Origin of the sequence: Pseudomonas tensinigenes (assembly GCF_014268445.2) — a bacterium.
Taxonomy (GTDB): Bacteria; Pseudomonadota; Gammaproteobacteria; order Pseudomonadales; family Pseudomonadaceae; genus Aquipseudomonas; species Aquipseudomonas tensinigenes.
Genome location: NZ_CP077089.1, coordinates 1,286,151 through 1,300,515, shown reverse-complemented (window position 1 = coordinate 1,300,515; position 14,365 = coordinate 1,286,151). Strand labels below are relative to the sequence as shown.

The window sequence follows — 14,365 nt, the reverse complement described above, 5'->3', positions numbered from 1 at the left end:
CCGAGTCAGCGATGCAAACAGTCTGGATCCATGTCAAAGCAACGACGCCAACAAAGGCGCGGCAAACAGATTGAGCAACCCGGTCAAGACCATCACCAGCCCGGCGACTGAGCCTTCTTCCCCGCCCACTTCATGGGCCCGGCTGACCCCGGCACCGTGCGCGCCAACCCCGAACAGCGCACCGCGGGCCAAGGCACTGCGCAACGGCAGCCACTTCAACAGCACCCCGCCGAGCATCGCGCCGAACACACCGGTGAACATCACGAAGACCGCGGTCAACTCCGGCACGCCGCCGAGGTTCTGCGCCAGCGGCATGGCGAACGGAGTGGTGATCGAGCGCGGCACCAGTGACATCGTCACCGAGCTGTCGAGCGCCAGCGCCCTGGCCAATCCGAATGAGGTGCCGATCGACGCCGCACTGCCGGCAACCATGCCCAATAGCAGCGCCGACCAGTGCCGCATCAACAAACGGCGTTGCTGCCAGATCGGCACGGCGAAAGCCACGGTGACCGGGCCGAGCACCAGCATCAGCCAGTGGGTGTTGCTGGAATATTCGGCATAGGCGGTGTGCAGGGGCACGGCGAGCGCCAGCAGCAACGCTGGCACCAGAATCAGCGGTGACAAGACGTAACGCCCGGTGCGCCGATACAACCAGCGGCTGACCAGATACGCCAACAGGGTGAAGGCCAGCCAGAACATGGGCATCCATTCAAGCTTCATGGGACCGCCTCATGCGCACGGCCAGTTCTACGGTGAAAGCCGTCACCAGCATCACCATCAAGGTGCTGGCAGCGATGACCAGCAGGATCCGCCAGCCGTCATTGCGCAACAGCGCGCCGTAGTCGAGCAGACTCATCAGCGCCGGGATGAAGAACAACAACATCTCGGCCATCAGCAGTCCCGCGCCCAATTGCAGCGCTGCCGGTTTGACCCAGCCAAAGGCAAATGCCAGCAGCAACAACGCCATACCGATGACGCCGCCGGGGATTGGCCACGCCAACCATGCCGCCAATTGGCAGCCGAGCAGGTAGAGACCGAGCAATACGGCGAGTTCGGCGAGAAGACGAGAGAGATGCTTGAGGGTGACGGCGTTCATGATTTTGCTCCTGACAGGCGCTTATTTTACGAAGCGCCCTGCCATCGCCGAAGCGAATTGTTAGACTCAAAGCCATTCCAAAATGGAATCAGGCAATGGAATTCAAACAGCTGCGCAGTTTCGTCGAAGTCATGCATCAGGGCGGTTTCACCCAGGCCGCAAAAACCCTGCACATCAGCCAGTCAGCGGTCAGCAAACAGATCGCACAACTGGAGCAGAGTCTCGGCACGCCCTTGCTCGAACGGCTCGGCTCGCAATTGCGCCTGACCGCCGCTGGCAGCGTCGTGCTGCAACGGGCCGAGGGCATGCTGCGTTTGCGCAACGAACTGCTCGCGGAGCTGGACGACCTCAGTCATATGGCACGTGGAGAGCTGCGCCTCGGCCTGCCATTACTCGGCAGCGACGCGCTATTCGCCGAACTGTTTGCGGAATACCGGCGGCGCTATCCGAATATCAGCATCCAGTTGCTCGAGGGTGGTAGCCGCAATATCGAGCAGGCTGTGCTGAGCGGTGAACTGGAGTTGGGCGGCAGTCTGTTGCCAAAGGATCCGCAATTCGACTGGCAGCCGTTTTGCGATGAACAACTCGACGCCTTGCTGCCGGTGGATCATCCACTGGCCGAGCGGGGTGAGATCGGTCTGGAGGAATTGGCCGAGACGCCCTTTCTGCTCTATCAGCGCAGCTTCGTGCTCAACGACCGCTTGCTGCAGGCATGCCAGCAAATGGGCTTCACGCCGAAGGAAGGCGGACGCAGCGGTCAGGCCGATTTTCTTGCGGCGCTGGTCGCCGCCGGGCAAGGCGTGGTGCTATTGCCCAGCGTGGTCGCGCGCGGTCTGGTACGGCCAGGCGTGGTTCGCCTGACCTTGCGCGCGCCGGACTATCTGCGTTGGGATATCGCCTTCATCTGGCGTCGCGGCGCCTATCTGTCGAGAGCGGCGCAGGCATGGCTGGCGCTGTTGCGCGAACGCGGAATCAGTCCTTGAGGGCTTCGATCAACTGCGCCAGCCAAGGCTCGGCGTCGGTTTCCGGGGTGACGCTTTCGCTGGCGTCGATGCGCAGCATCTCTTGCACTTCGCGCACACCCAGCTCGCCGAACAGTTCACGCATTTGCTCGCCACCGCCGCAGAAAGTGTCGCCATAACTGGCGTCGCCCAAGGCGATCACTGCGCCCGGCAAACCGAGCAATGCCGCTGGCAATTGGTCGCGAATCGCCGAATACAGCGGTTGCAGGTTGTCGGGCAATTCGCCCATGCCGGTGGTCGAGGTCACTGCGAGCAATGCTTCGGGGCCGAACGTCTGAATGTCGGCGAGGCTGGCGCGCGAGTTGTAGAAGGTTTCAAAGCCCGCGGCTTTCAACAGGTTCTGGGCGTGACGGGCGACTTCTTCGGCGGTGCCGTAGACCGAACCGGAGAGGATGGCGACTTTCATCAATCTGATCCTGAAACTGAAAAAAAGAGCGGCGATAGTAACAGCCTCCGACGCAAAGCTGCGATTGGATCTCAATTGGCGGTAATGGCCAGTAGACAGCGCCTACGGTTCTTCTAGAATGCGAGCCACTGACAACTCTGAAAGGATTCAAAGATGATCAACGCCAGCCTGCTGCAAATGGTAATCAACGCGTCGAACGACGGCATCGTGGTCGCCGAAAAGGAAGGTGAACAGAACGATATCCTGATCTATGTGAACCCGGCCTTTGAACGACTGACCGGCTACACCAGTGAGGAAATCCTCTATCAGGACTGCCGCTTTCTGCAGTCTGGAGACCGAGATCAGGACAGCCTGAAACTGATTCGCGAAACGCTGGATAACGGCGGCTCGTGCCGGGAAATCCTGCGCAACTATCGCAAGGACGGTACGCCGTTCTGGAATGAACTGTCGATTTCGACGGTGAAAAACGTCGAAGACGGGCAAACATATTTCGTTGGCGTGCAGAAGGACGTCACCGTTCAGGTCAAGGCGCAACAGCGCGTTGTTCAACTGGAAGCTGAAGTCGCTGCCCTCAAAGCAGAATTGGCTGCACTGAAAGCGACAAACGGTCAAAACAAAATCGCGAACTAAGTGTCATTAACTACAATCACCAATGACTTTGTATCTATATCTTTCGAGTTAGCCATGCAGCGCGACGCCCTCCTCACTCAGGATGAGCTGGATTTCATCCAGACCATGCAGCACAACCCGCAACTGAACGTGCGGGATGCGACGTCGAGTCTGCTGGTTAATGGCGGTTCGCAGATCCGTGATTTGCTCACGCGCCTGGCCGCTCACGAGCAAGTGACCATTCAGGCCAACTTCGAAAATCAGCAGATGACCTTCCCGTTGCATCTGGTGGAGGACGAGTTTCACGCGCTGCATCTGCGCCTCGGCGTACCGAGCATTTATGAAGACGGCCCGATGGTGCGGCCATGGCGGTTGACTCTCGAAGAGCCAGTAGCCCTGGAGAACGCCAAAGGTCAGCCGGGCACGTTGTGGGTCCACGAGGTTTCGCACAAAGGTGTGCTACTGGAAGTGCGCAACAAGACCAAACCTCCCAAGCATTTCGCGTTGTGGTTCAGCCCTTCGGGTTACGAGCGGATTTCATTGCGTGGCAATTTCGAACGGGAAACCGAAAGTGGTTTCTATGCCTACGAACTGAGCCAGACCGACACCGACGAAACCGAACGCCTGCGTCAGTTCATCCTGCAGCAACATCGCCTCACCCATCCTGCGCTTCACACCTGAGTTTCAGGTATCCAGCTTCCCGGCCAGAAACTGCAGCATGCGCTGACGCATGTTCGCCCCTTCATTGCCCAGACAGGCAACAGAGGATCCGGCCAGGCTGTCCTGCGCCAGATCTGAAGCATCGCCCGCCAGCATCAACTGACAATCGAGGCTCAACGCCAACCGGTTCAGACGCCGAGGCAACTCGATACTGGGCGCGTGATTGGAAAACAGCACGAGTGCATCAGGTTTGATCTTTTCGCACACCAACGTCAGCTCATCGAACGGCTGACCTGTCGTCAGCACGCGAACACCGGAATTGCTGTCGCTGAGAAACAGCGCCGCCACCAGCAACTCCAGCTCTCGACATTGCCCGGCCAGCGCGCTGACGATCACGCGGCGCGGTTGGGTGCCACGCAGCATGACGATCCGTTGCAACACCCGCGCCCGCAGGAAGCCATCGAAAAACAGCCATTCGCTGGTTTGCCCGAACGCCTCCTGACGCTGCAACAATTGCAGCCACAGCGGCATGAGGATGTCCTGAAACACCACCGGCAATGAGTAAGAAGAGAAAATCTGGCCATAGACGCGGTCCAGTTGCTGATCATCGAATGCGCTGACCGCCTGCTGAATCTGTTCCTGCCACTGCAGGTAATCAGCCTGCACCAGATCATCGGGGATGATGTGCGCCAGCACTTTCATCGGTTCGGTCTTGGCGAGGATCTTGCCGACTTTGCTCACGGCGACACCGCGATCAATCCAGTCGACGATGCTGCGCACCCGCTCGATATCGGTCATCGAATAGAGCCGATGCCCGCTTTCGGTGCGTGTCGGCTGAATCAAACCATAGCGTCGCTCCCAGGCGCGCAACGTCACCGGGTTTACACCGGTGAGGCGTGCGACCTCACGGATCGGGAACAGATCAGCGCGTTCGAGCGCAACAGAGGCCTGCGTAGCTGGGCTTGCGTCCGTTATGACAGGCATATGGCGTTCAACTTCCATGTCGATTCAATTGGATCCCATTCTAACGCTTATGCCCCAATGGGATTCAAGTGATGAAATGCGACGAAAGTCGCTGGTTTAATCGTGAAAAAACGGAATAATCCTTGCTTGTTGAAAACGCAGGCCTCTACCCCGGCCCTGCGTCAGGCGAAATTCCTACCCGGAGTGACGCACTCGAAATACGGAGATACAAAATGTCTACTTCCCCCGTCACGCTGATGGTAGCGCGTCGCGTCGCCGATGGTCGCTATCAGGATCTGATCGCCTGGCTGCGCGAAGGCGAACAACTGGCCACAGATTTCCCAGGTTACCTGGGTTCTGGCGTGCTCGCTCCGCCACCCGGCGATAACGAATTCCAGATCATTTTTCGCTTTGTCGATGAGCAGACGTTGCATGCGTGGGAGCATTCGGCATCCCGTACCGCGTGGTTGAGCCGCGGCAGCGATCTCTTCGCCCACCCGAAAGAGCATCGGGTCAGTGGAATCGAAGGCTGGTTCGGCGCGGCCGGTCAGCGTCCACCGCGCTGGAAGCAGGCTGTCGCGATCTGGCTGGCGTTTTTTCCGGTGTCACTGTTGTTCAACTTTGTCCTCGGCCCGTTGCTCGCTGACATGGGTTTGTTGCCGCGCGTATTGATCAGCACGGCGTGCCTGACGCCGCTGATGGTCTACTTCTTTATTCCGCTGTCGACGCGCCTGCTGGCGAACTGGCTGAACAGCCCCCCGGTGCGCCTGCCTGTTTCGGCGACACCTCAAAAACATTAAAGATCGCATCCTCGTTGCACTCGACAGCTCCTACAGGACTGAATACAGACCGGGGTAGGAGCTGCCGCAGGCTGCGATCTTTTCAGGCGCGTCGCTGTTATAGTTTTTGCTCCCACCGCGATGCGAGCCGTTCATGCCTGATTCCTCAGCCCCGATCCTCATCACCGGTGCCGGCCAGCGTGTCGGTCTGCATTGCGCGCAGCGGTTACTCGAAGAAGGCCATCGCGTCATCTTCACCTACCGCAGCGAACGCCCCGGCGTGCAGACACTGCGCGATCTGGGCGCCATCGGCCTGTTCGCCGATTTCTCCAGCGAAGCCGGGATTCTCGTCTTCATCGAAACACTGAAAACCCACACCGAGAGCCTGCGCGCCATCGTGCACAACGCTTCCGAGTGGCTGGCCGAAACCCCGGACAGCGAGGCCGAAGCCTTCACGCGCATGTTCAATCTGCACATGCTCGCGCCGTACCTGATCAACCTGCACTGCGGTGAATTGTTGAGGCGCTCGACGCCCGCCGACATCATCCATATCAGCGACGATGTCACCCGCAAAGGCAGCAGCAAGCACATCGGTTATTGCGCCACCAAGGCCGGGCTCGACAACCTGACGCTGTCCTTCGCCGCCCGCTATGCGCCGGCCATCAAGGTCAACGGCATCGCCCCGGCCCTGCTATTGTTCAATCCCGACGACGACGCGGCGTACCGCGCCAAGGCCCTGGCCAAATCCGCGCTGGGCATCGAACCCGGCAGCGAAGTGATCTATCAGAGCCTGCGTTATCTGCTCGACAACCCTTATGTCACTGGTACGACCCTGACCGTCAATGGCGGACGGCACGTCAAATAAGCCGATTCGCGAGGATTTCCATGACCCGTTCACTGCCCGAGAACTACCGCGAAATCCTCATCGGCCTCGGTGAAGACCCTGACCGTGAAGGACTGCGTGACACCCCGGTACGAGCGGCCAAGGCCATGCAATACCTGTGTCATGGCTATGAGCAGAGCGTCGACGAGATCGTCAATGGCGCGCTGTTTGCCTCGGACAGCGACGAGATGATCATCGTCGCCGACATCGAGTTGTACTCTTTGTGCGAACATCACCTGCTGCCCTTCATCGGCAAGGCCCATGTGGCTTATATTCCGACGGGCAAGGTGTTGGGCCTGTCGAAAATCGCGCGCTTGGTGGACATGTTCGCCCGCCGCCTGCAGATTCAGGAAAACCTCACCCGGCAAATCGCCGATGCGGTGCAACAAGTCACCGATGCCGCCGGCGTCGCGGTGGTCATCGAGGCCAGACACATGTGCATGATGATGCGCGGTGTCGAAAAACAGAATTCGACCATGAACACCTCGGTCATGCTCGGCGCCTTTCGCGAGTCGAGCAACACCCGTCAGGAGTTCCTGCAATTGATTGGACGGAGCAAGTAAATGCCACAACTTCAACCGGGAATGGCGCGCATCCGAGTCAAGGATCTGCGCTTGCGCACCTTTATTGGGATCAACGAGGACGAAATCCTCAACAAACAGGATGTGCTGATCAACCTGACCATTCTGTATGCCGCTCAGGAAGCCGTGCGTGACAACGACATCGACCACGCGCTGAATTACCGCACCATCACCAAAGCGATCATCGCGCACGTCGAGGGCAATCGCTTTGCGCTGCTCGAACGGCTGACTCAGGAATTGCTCGATCTGGTGATGAGTAATGGTTCGGTGCTGTACGCCGAAGTCGAAGTCGACAAGCCGCATGCGCTGCGATTTGCCGAATCGGTGTCGATCACGCTCGCGGCTAGCCGCTGAGCTTCAAGCTTCGAGCTGCAAGCGGTAAGCTAACGGCCGACCCCGATCCAATCTTGCAGCTTGAAGCTTGCCGCTCAAAGCTGTCTCGCAGAGACCCCCATGACTGATCAACAACGCCTCGAACTCGAAGCCGCCGCTTTCCGCCGGCTGGTCGCCCACCTGGACAGCCGCAAGGACGTGCAGAACATCGACCTGATGAACCTCGCCGGGTTCTGCCGCAACTGCCTGTCGAAGTGGTACAAGGCCGAAGCCGACGAGCGCCAGATCGAGGTCAGCCTCGATGACGCCCGCGAAGTGGTTTACGGCATGCCGTACGCCGAGTGGAAAGCCCAATATCAGCAAGAAGCCAACGCCGACCAGCAAGCGGCGTTCGCCAAAGGAAAAACCCATGAGTGATCTGAACACCCTGCGCGCCAGCCTCAAGAGCGGCGAACACGCTTTCGCCGACACCCTGGCGTTCATCGCCGCCGGTTACGACTACCAGCCGCAAGCCTTCAACAACGGTGGCGTGGAAAACGCCGCCGGACAGAACGAAGGCTCGTGCAAGACCCTGGGCTTGGCGCTGCTGGAAGGTCTGAGCGATGAAGAAGCGCTGTTGGCGTTCGGCGAGCATTACCGCTCGGTAGTGGCGACGCCTGAGGGCAGTGATCACGGCAATATTCGCGCGCTGATCAAGCATGGTCTGGCCGGGGTGAAGTTCGAAACACAACCCCTGACCCGCCGCTGATTCCTCTATCCACACAAAATCCCTGTGGGAGCGAGCCTGCTCGCGAATACGGACTGACATTCAACATTGATGTCGACGGAGACACCGCATTCGCGAGCAGGCTCGCTCCCACATTTGATCTGTGGTGACTGTGTTTCTCGGGCACAAAAAAACCGGCCAATTGGCCGGTTTTTTTATGCCTGCGATCTTAGAACGAAGCGTTCTGCAGACCGTCCAGGTAACGTTCGGTGTCCAGTGCCGCCATGCAGCCGGCGCCGGCCGAGGTGATGGCTTGGCGGTAAACGTGGTCAGCCACGTCACCGGCGGCGAAGATGCCTTCGACGCTGGTCGCGGTAGCGTTGCCGTCACGGCCGCCGTGCACCACCAGATAACCGTCTTTCAGGGTCAACTGGCCTTCGAACAGCGAGGTGTTCGGGGTGTGGCCGATGGCGATGAACACGCCGTCGACGGTGATTTCGTCGAAGCTGCCGTCGTTGTTCTTCAGACGCGCACCGGTCACGCCCATGTTGTCGCCCAGCACTTCGTCGAGGTTGGCGTTCAACTTGAGGATGATCTTGCCTTCAGCGACGCGAGCGTTGAGCTTGTCGATCAGGATCTTTTCGGCGCGGAAGGTTTCGCGACGGTGGATCAGGGTCACAGTGCTGGCGATGTTGGCCAGGTACAGTGCCTCTTCAACCGCAGTGTTGCCACCACCGACCACAGCTACCGGCTTGTTGCGGTAGAAGAAACCGTCGCAGGTTGCGCAGGCGGAAACACCTTTACCCATGAACGCTTCTTCCGACGGCAGGCCCAGGTAACGAGCGCTGGCGCCAGTAGCGATGATCAGGGCGTCGCAGGTGTAGGTCGCGCTATCGCCGGTCAAGGAGTACGGCTTGGAAGCGAAGTCCACAGCGTTGATGTGGTCGAAGACGATCTCGGTTTCAAAACGCTCGGCGTGTTCACGCATGCGCTCCATCAGCACCGGGCCAGTCAGGCCGTGGACGTCGCCCGGCCAGTTGTCGACTTCAGTGGTGGTGGTCAGTTGACCGCCAGCCTGCATGCCGGTGATCAGCAGTGGCTTGAGGTTGGCACGGGCCGCGTATACCGCTGCGCTGTAACCGGCAGGGCCGGAACCGAGAATAATCACTCGCGAATGACGGACTTCAGACATGACCTGCTCCTGTTGACCGGGCTGAAACACAGGCCCGGATCGCCGGACTGCCGGCGGGAATAAAAAAGGACCGTGGAAAACCTTGGGGAAGGCTTGAGCTCGACAGTCCTGTAAAAAGTTGGGTGCAGCGTATCGAGGGGGGCAAGATTAAGGAAATACGGTTTAACAATCCAGCTCATAGGTGGTCTCTATGCCGACACACTGACGAGATGGACGTCTTTGTTACAGTGAATGTCGATAGCTCTACCGCGCTTTCGCCGTCGTTGCAAAGTCGGTAAGGTCGGCGCGTTTTCCCTTGCTCGGAGCACCTTATGCCCGCCCCTGTTCTGTCTGGCCCGCAATACCTGCGCGAAGGCCTGAAACTGGTTCTCAGCCCTGGCTTGCGCCTGTTCGTGTTGTTGCCGCTGGCGATCAACCTGGTGCTGTTCGTCGGATTGATCTATCTGGCCGGCCACCAGTTCAGCCTGTGGGTCGATACGCTGATGCCGTCGCTGCCCGAATGGCTGAGTTTCCTCAGCTACATCCTCTGGCCCTTGTTCGTGGTGCTGGTGGCGTTGATGGTGTTTTTCACCTTCACCATGCTCGCCAACGTGATCGCCGCACCGTTCAACGGCTTCCTTGCGGAAAAAGTCGAAGTGGTGGTGCGTGGCACCGATGATTTCCCGGCGTTCAGCTGGGGTGAACTGATTGCGATGGTCCCGCGCACCCTCGCCCGGGAAATGCGCAAGCTCGGCTACTTTCTGCCCCGCGCAATCGGTCTGTTCATCCTGTCGTTCATCCCGGTGGTGAACATCATTGCCGCGCCGCTGTGGCTGCTGTTCGGCGTGTGGATGATGGCGATCCAGTACATCGACTACCCGGCGGACAACCACAAACTCGGCTGGAACGAAATGCTCGCCTGGCTGCGCCAGAAGCGCTGGCAGAGCATGAGTTTTGGCGGGATCGTCTATCTGGTGCTGCTGATTCCGGTGGTCAACATCCTGATGATGCCGGCGGCGGTGGCCGGGGCGACGTTGTTCTGGGTGCGTGAGCGCGGCGCAGAGAATCTGGTGACTCAGCGCTAACGCGACGTCACAAATCCATCATCCGAACGTAACAAGCACGACATGGCCTCAGCCGACACTGAGGCCATGACGACAGCTCTAAACATCACTCTGATCAGCGAAACCTTCCCACCGGAAATCAACGGCGTGGCCAATACCCTTGGCCGCTTGTGCGATGGACTGCGCGCGCGTGGTCACCAAGTGGAACTGGTGCGACCGCGTCAGGCGGGTGATCCGCAGCGCAGCGAAGATGATGCGCTTCTGTTGTGCCGTGGCTGGCCGCTGCCGGGATATCCCGGGCTGCAATGGGGTCAGTCGTCGATGCACAAACTGCTGCGGCGCTGGAAACGTCAGCGCCCGGATGTGCTGTATATCGCCACGGAAGGACCGCTCGGGTTATCGGCCCTGCGTGCGGCGCGGCGTCTGGGCATTTCGGTGGTCAGCGGGTTCCACACCAACTTTCAGCAATACACCAGTCAATATGGGCTCGGTCTGCTGACGCGGATGCTCACGCACTATCTGCGCTGGTTTCACAATCGCTCGGCGCTGACGTTGGTGCCGAGCGTCAGCCAGCGGCTGGAGCTGGAACGGCGGCATTTCGAGCGCTTGGCACTGCTATCGCGAGGTGTGGACAGTCAGTTGTTTCATCCAAGCAAACGGCTGAATGCATTGCGTGAGCAATGGGGACTGAGCGAGCGCGACGTCGCCGTGATTCACGTAGGACGTTTGGCTCCGGAGAAAAACCTGGGCCTGCTCAAGCGCAGCTTTGCAACCCTGCGCGAGACTTATCCACAGCGTAATCTGAAACTGATCGTGGTCGGTGACGGGCCGCAGCGGCTCGCGCTGGAAAAGGAATTGCCCGAGGCAATCTTCTGCGGCGCACAGCGCGGTGAGGCGTTGGCGGCGCACTACGCATCAGGCGATGTATTTCTGTTTCCGAGCCTGACCGAAACCTTCGGCAATGTCGTGCTCGAAGCTTTGGCGTCGGGCCTCGGTGTGGTGGCTTACGATCAGGCTGCGGCGGCGCAGCATATTCGCCATGGCTACAACGGCGTGCTGGCGATGCCGGGAGATGAGCAGGCGTTTTGCGACGCCGCTGCATGGTTACTGGAAGAGGATGAGCGGCTGCGCTGTGTGCGCCTGAATGCGCGGCAGCATGCGAGTCGCCAAGGCTGGCCGGCGGTTATCGAGCAGTTTGAAAAGCATTTGCGCGGGGCTTGTGTGGGGGAGCAGGTTGTCCCGAATGCGCAGACATTGCCTTGAATCTTTGCTGACCTTAGAACCGCTTTCGCGAGCAGGCTCGCTCCCACAGGGGATCTTCAGTGAACACACATTTTGTGAACAGCAGAGAAACCTGTGGGAGCGAGCCTGCTCGCGAAGGGGCCAGTGAAAGCGCTGCTTAAACCAGCGTCATCAACGCCTCACGGCTGAACGGCAGAATATCCTGTTCACGCCCTTCGCGGACTTTCTGCGCCCAGTCCGGATCGACCAGCAGCGCACGCCCCACCGCGACCAGATCGAATTCCTCTTTGTTCAAACGCTCCAGCAGGTTTTCCAGACTGGCCGGTTGCGCGACCTTGTCGGTGTTGACCATGAATTGCAGAAACTCACCATCGAGACCGACGCTACCGACGGTGATGGTCGGCTTGCCGGTGAGCTTGCGGGTCCAGCCTGCCAGGTTCAGCTCGGAACCATCGAACTCCGGCTCCCAGAAACGCCGCGTCGAGCAATGGAAAATATCCACGCCAGCGTCGGACAATGGCTTGAGGAATTCGCCCAGTGCTTCTGGGGTTTGCACCAGACGCGCGGTGTAATCCTGCTGCTTCCATTGCGAGAAACGGAAGATGATCGGGAAGCCTTCGCCTACGGCCGCACGTACGGCTTGAATCAGTTCGATGGCGAAACGCGAACGGTTGGCCAGGCTGCCGCCGTATTCGTCGGTGCGCTGGTTGCTGCCTTCCCAGAAGAACTGGTCGATCAGGTAACCGTGCGCGCCGTGGATTTCCACGCCGTCCATGCCGATGCTTTGTGCGTCTTTGGCCGCCTGGGCGAAGGCTGCGATCACGTCCTGGATGTCTTGCTTGGTCATGCCGTGCACCACGACCTGACCGTCCTTGAGTTTTTCCGACGGGCCGTAAGCCGGCACGCTGGCGTCCGGCTCGGTGCCGATGCGTCGCACGCTACCCACATGCCACAGTTGCGGAACGATCTTGCCGCCTTCGGCGTGAACCGCATCAACGACCTTCTTCCAGCCGGCCAATGGCGCGTCACCAAAGAACTGCGGCACGTTCGGGTAGCCGTTGGAGGCAATGTGGCCGACGGTGGTGCCTTCGGTGATGATCAGGCCAACGCCGGCTGCTGCGCGACGACGGTAGTACTCGATGACTTTCGAATTCGGTACGCCGCCCGGGGAGAACGAGCGAGTCATCGGTGCCATGACCACGCGGGTCGGCAGTTCGAGGGCACCGAGGTGGAACGGTTTGAACAAGGCTTGAACGGGCATCGAAGGGCTCCACAGAGAAGGCTTTATGACGGCGATAATATGGAGGCGCGTACCCTTTGAACAGCACTATTGATTTGGGTGATTAAGGATTAAAAGACGCAAAGCAAAAGATCGCAGCCTTCGGCAGCTCCTACATGGGGTTTTGAGGTCACCTGTAGGAGCTGCCGAAGGCTGCGATCTTTTGATCTTGCTGTTTCAGCTCAGCGCTTTTTCAATCGCATGCACAATGGTCGGGTCATCCGGCGCCGTGCGCGGTGAGAACCGGGCCAGCACACGGCCGTCCTTGCCGAGCAGGAACTTCTCGAAATTCCAGGTGATGTCACCGGGAAACTCCGCGCCCTCGCCCGCCAGCAGACGGTAGAGCTGATGACGATCATGACCGTTGACTTCGAGCTTGCTCGACAACGGAAACGTCACGCCATAGTTGAGGCTACAGAAATCCTGAATTTCCTGTTCGCTGCCAGGTTCCTGACCGGCAAACTGGTTGCACGGCAGGCCCAGCACACTGAAGCCTTTGCCCTTGAATTGCTGATAGAGGTTTTCCAGCGCCGCGTACTGTGGGGTCAAGCCGCATTTGGAGGCGACGTTGACCACCAGCACGACTTGGCCCTTGAACGGCGCCAGCGGTAGCTCCTGACCATCCAGGGCTGTCAACTTAAGGTCGTGAAAAGCACTCATGACGAACTCCAAGATTCCCGTGTTCTACTCGAAACAGCCACTTGGCGAAGTCACCAAGGACAGCCGCGGACTAAAAAGGCGCCCGCAGGCGCCTCTCCAGTACTCGAAGCTTAGCGCAGAAAATCAGTGGTGATGGCCACCTTCGCCATGGACGTGGCCATGAGCGACTTCTTCCTGGCTGGCGTCACGGATGTCAACGATCTTCACTTTGAAGTTCAGGCGCTGACCGGCCAGTGGGTGGTTGCCGTCGACAGTCACGTCGTCGCCGTCGAGGTCACGAATGGTGACGATTTGCATCTGGCCGTCCGGCGCCGAAGCGTGGAACTGCATGCCGACTTCCAGCTCGTCAACGCCTTCGAACATGCTGCGGCTCAGGGTGCTGACCAGCTCAGCGGCGTATTCGCCGTAAGCGTCTTCCGGTTCAACGGAAACTTCCAGCTCGTCACCAACAGCTTTGCCTTCCAGAGCTTTTTCCAGGCCCGGGATGATGTTGCCTGCGCCTTGCAGGTAGACCAGCGGAGCGCCGCCGGCGGAGCTGTCGATGACCTCACCAGCGTCGTTGGTCAGGGTATAGTCGATGGAGACAGCCTTATTGGCGGCGATCAGCATGGGGCGAGACCTTTTGCAGAAGAATATAGAAAGGCCAAGTTTAGCGAAGCAATCGCGCGAAAGCGAACACAACCCGGACAAACGGGTTTCGACGATCGCAGGCTTTCATCAGGACGAGGACGGTCACTGGGTCGTCGAGCTTTCCTGTGGTCACACCCAGCACCTGCGCCATCAGCCGCCCTGGCAATCGCGCGCCTGGGTGCTGGACCCGGCGCAACGTATTGAAAAAATAGGCCAACCCTTTGCCTGCGGTTGGTGCGCACAAGGCTCGGTTAGCGATAACCTTGGCGACTGAATTTCGG

The 14,365-nt window shown here is 59.3% G+C and carries 20 protein-coding genes; 12 read left to right on the top strand and 8 right to left on the bottom strand.

Features of this window, described 5'->3' with window-relative positions; translation table 11 throughout:
* Nucleotides 1-33: 33 nt before the first annotated feature.
* Nucleotides 34-720 carry an LrgB family protein gene (locus HU718_RS05620; protein WP_150705963.1) on the bottom strand — a complete coding sequence of 229 codons (687 nt, stop codon included), beginning with the start codon at nt 718-720 and terminating at the stop codon, nt 34-36.
* Nucleotides 710-1,096: a CidA/LrgA family protein gene (locus HU718_RS05615; RefSeq protein WP_095119438.1), complete on the bottom strand. Its 387-nt coding sequence runs from the start codon at nt 1,094-1,096 to the stop codon at nt 710-712. The genes HU718_RS05620 and HU718_RS05615 overlap by 11 nt, the downstream gene beginning before the upstream one ends.
* A gap of 95 nt (nt 1,097-1,191) precedes the next feature.
* Between HU718_RS05615 and HU718_RS05610 the strand changes: the two genes are divergently transcribed.
* Nucleotides 1,192-2,079: a LysR family transcriptional regulator gene (locus tag HU718_RS05610; protein WP_186616545.1), complete on the top strand. Its 888-nt coding sequence runs from the start codon at nt 1,192-1,194 to the stop codon at nt 2,077-2,079.
* Here the strand turns inward: HU718_RS05610 and HU718_RS05605 are convergent.
* On the bottom strand, nt 2,069-2,524 hold the full coding sequence (locus HU718_RS05605) for a flavodoxin (protein ID WP_186616546.1): 456 nt from the start codon (nt 2,522-2,524) through the stop codon (nt 2,069-2,071). The two genes, HU718_RS05610 and HU718_RS05605, sit on opposite strands and share 11 nt — an antisense overlap.
* Before the next feature lie 153 nt (nt 2,525-2,677).
* Here HU718_RS05605 and HU718_RS05600 point away from each other — a divergent pair, with 153 nt between their 5' ends.
* Nucleotides 2,678-3,154, top strand: coding sequence for a PAS domain-containing protein (locus HU718_RS05600; protein WP_095112662.1), 477 nt, complete (start codon nt 2,678-2,680; stop codon nt 3,152-3,154).
* Nucleotides 3,155-3,208: 54 nt separating this feature from the next.
* Nucleotides 3,209-3,814: a hypothetical protein gene (locus HU718_RS05595; protein ID WP_016987019.1), complete on the top strand. Its 606-nt coding sequence runs from the start codon at nt 3,209-3,211 to the stop codon at nt 3,812-3,814.
* 3 nt (nt 3,815-3,817) lie between these two features.
* Here HU718_RS05595 and HU718_RS05590 read toward each other — a convergent pair whose 3' ends face one another.
* Nucleotides 3,818-4,777 (bottom strand): MerR family transcriptional regulator, encoded by a 960-nt coding sequence (locus tag HU718_RS05590; RefSeq protein ID WP_186616547.1) that lies wholly within the window; start codon nt 4,775-4,777, stop codon nt 3,818-3,820.
* Nucleotides 4,778-4,989: 212 nt separating this feature from the next.
* Here HU718_RS05590 and HU718_RS05585 point away from each other — a divergent pair, with 212 nt between their 5' ends.
* The 6 genes from HU718_RS05585 to HU718_RS05560 all read left to right on the top strand — a co-directional run bounded on the left by HU718_RS05585 (nt 4,990) and on the right by HU718_RS05560 (nt 8,080).
* Entirely contained in the window at nt 4,990-5,556 is a 567-nt protein-coding gene (locus tag HU718_RS05585; RefSeq protein WP_186616548.1) for an antibiotic biosynthesis monooxygenase, read from the top strand.
* 133 nt (nt 5,557-5,689) lie between these two features.
* Nucleotides 5,690-6,400: a dihydromonapterin reductase gene (folM, locus tag HU718_RS05580; RefSeq protein ID WP_095119442.1), complete on the top strand. Its 711-nt coding sequence runs from the start codon at nt 5,690-5,692 to the stop codon at nt 6,398-6,400.
* Between the two features lie 20 nt (nt 6,401-6,420).
* A complete protein-coding gene (folE, locus tag HU718_RS05575) occupies nt 6,421-6,981 on the top strand; it encodes a GTP cyclohydrolase I FolE (protein WP_150705957.1) in 561 nt (186 codons plus the stop codon).
* Nucleotides 6,982-7,353, top strand: a complete 372-nt coding sequence (gene folX / locus HU718_RS05570) for a dihydroneopterin triphosphate 2'-epimerase (RefSeq protein WP_007914273.1) — start codon at nt 6,982-6,984, stop codon at nt 7,351-7,353. It begins immediately after the preceding gene.
* Nucleotides 7,354-7,452: 99 nt separating this feature from the next.
* Nucleotides 7,453-7,749: a DUF1244 domain-containing protein gene (locus HU718_RS05565; protein ID WP_016987026.1), complete on the top strand. Its 297-nt coding sequence runs from the start codon at nt 7,453-7,455 to the stop codon at nt 7,747-7,749.
* Entirely contained in the window at nt 7,742-8,080 is a 339-nt protein-coding gene (locus HU718_RS05560) for a HopJ type III effector protein (protein ID WP_003221728.1), read from the top strand. Before HU718_RS05565 ends, HU718_RS05560 begins: the two co-directional genes overlap by 8 nt.
* Nucleotides 8,081-8,267: 187 nt before the next feature.
* Here HU718_RS05560 and trxB read toward each other — a convergent pair whose 3' ends face one another.
* Entirely contained in the window at nt 8,268-9,230 is a 963-nt protein-coding gene (gene trxB / locus HU718_RS05555) for a thioredoxin-disulfide reductase (protein ID WP_150705955.1), read from the bottom strand.
* 311 nt (nt 9,231-9,541) lie between these two features.
* Between trxB and cysZ the strand changes: the two genes are divergently transcribed.
* Together cysZ and HU718_RS05545 are read left to right on the top strand one after the other, a co-directional pair.
* Nucleotides 9,542-10,294: a sulfate transporter CysZ gene (gene cysZ, locus HU718_RS05550; RefSeq protein WP_007912358.1), complete on the top strand. Its 753-nt coding sequence runs from the start codon at nt 9,542-9,544 to the stop codon at nt 10,292-10,294.
* A 42-nt stretch (nt 10,295-10,336) separates the two neighbouring features.
* Complete coding sequence (locus tag HU718_RS05545; protein WP_150705954.1) at nt 10,337-11,536, top strand: glycosyltransferase family 4 protein; 1,200 nt, start codon at nt 10,337-10,339, stop codon at nt 11,534-11,536.
* Nucleotides 11,537-11,672: 136 nt separating this feature from the next.
* On the opposite strand, the gene HU718_RS05540 is transcribed toward HU718_RS05545, so the two are convergent.
* The 3 genes from HU718_RS05540 to HU718_RS05530 form a co-directional block, all read right to left on the bottom strand.
* Complete coding sequence (locus tag HU718_RS05540) at nt 11,673-12,776, bottom strand: NADH:flavin oxidoreductase (protein WP_150730090.1); 1,104 nt, start codon at nt 12,774-12,776, stop codon at nt 11,673-11,675.
* A 195-nt stretch (nt 12,777-12,971) separates the two neighbouring features.
* Complete coding sequence (locus tag HU718_RS05535) at nt 12,972-13,454, bottom strand: glutathione peroxidase (protein WP_095119462.1); 483 nt, start codon at nt 13,452-13,454, stop codon at nt 12,972-12,974.
* Between the two features lie 123 nt (nt 13,455-13,577).
* Entirely contained in the window at nt 13,578-14,063 is a 486-nt protein-coding gene (locus tag HU718_RS05530; RefSeq protein ID WP_095119463.1) for an FKBP-type peptidyl-prolyl cis-trans isomerase, read from the bottom strand.
* Here HU718_RS05530 and HU718_RS05525 point away from each other — a divergent pair.
* The gene (locus tag HU718_RS05525) at nt 14,032-14,358 is read left to right on the top strand and encodes a DUF3565 domain-containing protein (protein WP_150730089.1); all 327 of its coding nucleotides are present in this window, start codon (nt 14,032-14,034) and stop codon (nt 14,356-14,358) included. The two genes, HU718_RS05530 and HU718_RS05525, sit on opposite strands and share 32 nt — an antisense overlap.
* The last annotated feature ends 7 nt before the right edge of the window (nt 14,359-14,365 follow it).

Bases quoted from the DNA above. Each gene is read 5' to 3' on its own strand.
- HU718_RS05620 (WP_150705963.1), bottom strand. From the start codon at position 720: ATGAAGCTTGAATGGATGCCCATGTTCTGGCTGGCCTTCACCCTGTTG.
- HU718_RS05615 (WP_095119438.1), bottom strand. From the start codon at position 1,096: ATGAACGCCGTCACCCTCAAGCATCTCTCTCGTCTTCTCGCCGAACTC.
- HU718_RS05610 (WP_186616545.1), top strand. From the start codon at position 1,192: ATGGAATTCAAACAGCTGCGCAGTTTCGTCGAAGTCATGCATCAGGGC.
- HU718_RS05605 (WP_186616546.1), bottom strand. From the start codon at position 2,524: ATGAAAGTCGCCATCCTCTCCGGTTCGGTCTACGGCACCGCCGAAGAA.
- HU718_RS05600 (WP_095112662.1), top strand. From the start codon at position 2,678: ATGATCAACGCCAGCCTGCTGCAAATGGTAATCAACGCGTCGAACGAC.
- HU718_RS05595 (WP_016987019.1), top strand. From the start codon at position 3,209: ATGCAGCGCGACGCCCTCCTCACTCAGGATGAGCTGGATTTCATCCAG.
- HU718_RS05590 (WP_186616547.1), bottom strand. From the start codon at position 4,777: ATGCCTGTCATAACGGACGCAAGCCCAGCTACGCAGGCCTCTGTTGCG.
- HU718_RS05585 (WP_186616548.1), top strand. From the start codon at position 4,990: ATGTCTACTTCCCCCGTCACGCTGATGGTAGCGCGTCGCGTCGCCGAT.
- folM (WP_095119442.1), top strand. From the start codon at position 5,690: ATGCCTGATTCCTCAGCCCCGATCCTCATCACCGGTGCCGGCCAGCGT.
- folE (WP_150705957.1), top strand. From the start codon at position 6,421: ATGACCCGTTCACTGCCCGAGAACTACCGCGAAATCCTCATCGGCCTC.
- folX (WP_007914273.1), top strand. From the start codon at position 6,982: ATGCCACAACTTCAACCGGGAATGGCGCGCATCCGAGTCAAGGATCTG.
- HU718_RS05565 (WP_016987026.1), top strand. From the start codon at position 7,453: ATGACTGATCAACAACGCCTCGAACTCGAAGCCGCCGCTTTCCGCCGG.
- HU718_RS05560 (WP_003221728.1), top strand. From the start codon at position 7,742: ATGAGTGATCTGAACACCCTGCGCGCCAGCCTCAAGAGCGGCGAACAC.
- trxB (WP_150705955.1), bottom strand. From the start codon at position 9,230: ATGTCTGAAGTCCGTCATTCGCGAGTGATTATTCTCGGTTCCGGCCCT.
- cysZ (WP_007912358.1), top strand. From the start codon at position 9,542: ATGCCCGCCCCTGTTCTGTCTGGCCCGCAATACCTGCGCGAAGGCCTG.
- HU718_RS05545 (WP_150705954.1), top strand. From the start codon at position 10,337: ATGGCCTCAGCCGACACTGAGGCCATGACGACAGCTCTAAACATCACT.
- HU718_RS05540 (WP_150730090.1), bottom strand. From the start codon at position 12,776: ATGCCCGTTCAAGCCTTGTTCAAACCGTTCCACCTCGGTGCCCTCGAA.
- HU718_RS05535 (WP_095119462.1), bottom strand. From the start codon at position 13,454: ATGAGTGCTTTTCACGACCTTAAGTTGACAGCCCTGGATGGTCAGGAG.
- HU718_RS05525 (WP_150730089.1), top strand. From the start codon at position 14,032: ATGGAGACAGCCTTATTGGCGGCGATCAGCATGGGGCGAGACCTTTTG.
- HU718_RS05530 (WP_095119463.1), bottom strand. From the start codon at position 14,063: ATGCTGATCGCCGCCAATAAGGCTGTCTCCATCGACTATACCCTGACC.